General features: G+C 50.9%; 6 protein-coding genes. 2 read left to right on the top strand and 4 right to left on the bottom strand.

The features are described from left to right. Nucleotide 1: 1 nt before the first annotated feature. Nucleotides 2-427, bottom strand: coding sequence for a type II toxin-antitoxin system VapC family toxin (locus C7K08_RS13300; RefSeq protein ID WP_106501032.1), 426 nt, complete (start codon nt 425-427; stop codon nt 2-4). Nucleotides 428-431: 4 nt separating this feature from the next. Continuing rightward, nucleotides 432-725, bottom strand: coding sequence for a type II toxin-antitoxin system Phd/YefM family antitoxin (locus C7K08_RS13295; protein WP_241537269.1), 294 nt, complete (start codon nt 723-725; stop codon nt 432-434). 160 nt (nt 726-885) lie between these two features. Here C7K08_RS13295 and C7K08_RS13290 point away from each other — a divergent pair, with 160 nt between their 5' ends. Together C7K08_RS13290 and C7K08_RS13285 are read left to right on the top strand one after the other, a co-directional pair. Further along, complete coding sequence (locus tag C7K08_RS13290; RefSeq protein WP_206603871.1) at nt 886-1,107, top strand: type II toxin-antitoxin system Phd/YefM family antitoxin; 222 nt, start codon at nt 886-888, stop codon at nt 1,105-1,107. Then, nucleotides 1,104-1,412 carry a type II toxin-antitoxin system VapC family toxin gene (locus tag C7K08_RS13285; RefSeq protein ID WP_106501029.1) on the top strand — a complete coding sequence of 103 codons (309 nt, stop codon included), beginning with the start codon at nt 1,104-1,106 and terminating at the stop codon, nt 1,410-1,412. The genes C7K08_RS13290 and C7K08_RS13285 overlap by 4 nt, the downstream gene beginning before the upstream one ends. A 94-nt stretch (nt 1,413-1,506) precedes the next feature. Here the strand turns inward: C7K08_RS13285 and C7K08_RS13280 are convergent, their stop codons facing one another. Beyond that, entirely contained in the window at nt 1,507-2,544 is a 1,038-nt protein-coding gene (locus C7K08_RS13280) for an IS3 family transposase (RefSeq protein ID WP_272867442.1), read from the bottom strand. Between the two features lie 17 nt (nt 2,545-2,561). Continuing rightward, nucleotides 2,562-2,929 (bottom strand): transposase (locus tag C7K08_RS13275; RefSeq protein ID WP_153062427.1); only part of this gene is annotated, 368 nt, incomplete at its 5' end.

Raw genomic sequence — 2,929 nt, 5'->3', positions numbered from 1 at the left:
GTCATGGCAACACCTCCAGCTGAAGGAGCTGGGCCGCTTGGTTGAGTCGACGGTCGAAACAAGCGAAGAGAACGGTCTGTTCAGCGTTGACATGGAGCTCATGGGCTGCGGCGAGCTGCACGCTGTCGTAGCCGCGAAGGGCAAAGAMGTCGGCAAAGCGCCCAGCCGTTTCCACCAATGGCTGGCTCACTTCAACAATGGCAAAGGTCTTCCAGGATTGGATCAGGTGCTGCCGAGCYTGTTCGAGATCTTCATTGCAAACCGGGTCTTCCCKTTGGAGGCGAGCAAGGGCAGCCATTGTTTCGGCCCARCTGATMCGGCAGACCCCGATGGCATCAAMAGTKGTGCTGATCTGCCGCATCTGATCTGATTGGGCTTCGTCAACCAGCAACTTCATCAGGGCGCTGGTGTCACAAAAAAGGATCACCAACTCAACCCCGATCCTCAATCACGATTTCGCTGAGCAACTTCACTTGCCCCCGCARCTTCACGGGAGGGGGCAAGTTGGGCTTCTCACCGTTCCAACTGATCAGGCCCRCATCAATCGCTTTTTGCAGCGGGCTGGTTATCCCTGAGTCYGCTGGCTTCACAGCGGTGATGCGGGCGATGGGTTTGCGATATGAGGTSACTTCCACCACCTCACCGGACTGGGCACGGGCCAGCCATTCGGAGAGGTGGGTTTTGAGATCCCGCACCGACACCTGACTTGCGACCACATCTGCCATGCCTGACYCCGCCGMTGCGACCACACTAGGTCGGATTTTGCTATTCACGCTTCTCCTCCCACCACGGTGCGGCGATCGGTCCGGAGGATGGCGACGGGCGACTCTGCAGACCAAACTAAGACTTAGTTCAATGCGCTGYCCCATGGTCGAACAGCATCTGGTGAACGTGCACCARGCCAARACCCATCTCTCCCAGCTACTGCAGGAGGTGGAGCAGGGGCAAGAGGTGGTGATCGCCCGCTCGGGGGTGCCGATTGCGCGGCTGGTGGCCTGGCAGGCTCCGGCCCGGCCAGTTGCAGCACCTGGGGCGATGCGCGGCCAGATCGCGCTGGCCGATGAATTCGATGCGCCCCTGGATGGGTTATTTCAGGCGCTGCAGTGACACGACTGCTGCTTGATACCCATCTGGTGCTGTGGTGGCTGAACGGCGATCCACGGCTGCCGCAGGCGGTGGTTGAACGGGTGCAAGTGCCGGAGGCGGAGGTGTTCGTTAGCCAGGCCTCGCTGTGGGAGATGGCGATCAAGGTGTCGATCGGCCGCCTGCAGGTGGATTTGCCTGAATTGGAGCGTCAAGTGCCACTGCAGGGCTTCCGTTGGCTGCGGTATCTATCAGCAAAGTTGTCCGCCTGTGATGCCGTGCGAGGCAACATATTCAATATAAACTGCTTTCCGCTTATGGCACAGTAACAGGCACATGAATAGCCGATTAATGTATTATTTCTTATAATTATTTACTGGTTAGCTATTTTCTTTCTCTCAGGCAAGATAGCTTAGTAATTTATCAACCCTCGATTGATTTTATCGGTCTTGGATGATTTATTTTTACAATTTCTGGTTGTTGCCAGCTTTTTATATGTCTACTCCAGCGCTTGGGGTGCTTTCTTTTTGCTTCTTCATAGGTGCTCTGTCTTATCTCGCAAATATTATCTGCTAAACCAAAATAACGTTGATTTGGTGTTACGTATTTAATCCCACTGTGCCGATGTTCAGTATTATACCAAGCAATGAATTGATCTACCCATTCCCTAACAGATAAAATATCTCTAAACCGCCGATGGGGATAGCTATGATGATATTTTAGTGTTCTAAATATTGATTCAGCAAAGGCATTATCATTACTGACCCTTGGCCTTGAGAATGAAAGTGATATTCCTARTTCKKCCATTTTTGCAGCTAATGTAAATGATCGCATTGGTGCTCCATTATCCGAATGCAGCACCGCCGCTGATTCCTTATTTATTTTCTCATCACGGCAGATGCGATCAAAGAATTCCCCTGCCAATTTGCCGCATTGCTCTCCATGTACTTCAACTCCTAAAATACGTCTACTCCACACATCCATAACCATATAAAGGTAATAATATCGKCCGATAATKGGGCTTGGCAGCAGCGTTATATCCCATGCCAGCACTTGTTTTATTCCCCTTGCTTCTAGCATTGGCACCTCTCGTTTTTTTCTTATTTGCCGCGCTCTACCTCGATGATTYAGCAACCCCTCTTCTCGCATTATCCGATATATTGTCATCTCTGAACCGATATAATTACCCTCCTCTGCCAAAATTGCAACTATCTGCGCTGGTGGCAAATGAGCAAAGCGCATTTCATTGATCATATTTATTATATTTTGCCGCTCTTGGATGCTTAATTTATGTGCCACATTTCTCTGCGCTCCTTTGCGTTGATCAACRCTAAATCCTTTGCCGCTTATATGTATTCGCCAGCGCCTTAGCGTGCGCTGGCRAACWCCTAAAAGKTCTGCTATAGCTTGCATCGGCACGCCTAAATTAACCCCTTCTGCTAAAAGTTTTATTGCCTTAATACGCTCCTCTGCTGCTATCAGGTCTCCCTTTCCTGCGGCCAGAGGCTGTCGAACTTTTTTGTTAGTAAAAGCAGCGCTGCTGCCTCTGCAAGTGCCTTTTCCTTTTTTTGTAGTTCCCGCTCTAGGCGCCGATTTTGGCGTATCAGCTCCTGGTTTTTACGCTGCAATTCCTTTTGATCCGCCATGCTCGGTGCATCTAATCCATTTGCATACTCTGCTGCTTGGCGCCAACGGGCAAGTTGTTGGGGATAAAGACCTCTCTCTCTGCAATAGGCACCTAGATCAGCACCGCTAAGGCCAGCGGCTTGTATTACAGCAGCCAACTTATCGCTTGAATCCCATTCTTCTGCAGAGCTACTTCTGGCAGGCACTAACTCCCCTTCTC

Source organism: Synechococcus lacustris str. Tous, assembly GCF_003011125.1.
In the GTDB taxonomy this organism is placed as follows: domain Bacteria; phylum Cyanobacteriota; class Cyanobacteriia; order PCC-6307; family Cyanobiaceae; genus Synechococcus_D; species Synechococcus_D lacustris.
The sequence above is the reverse complement of the archived record's forward strand: the minus strand, read 5'-3'. Positions and strand labels throughout refer to the sequence as shown.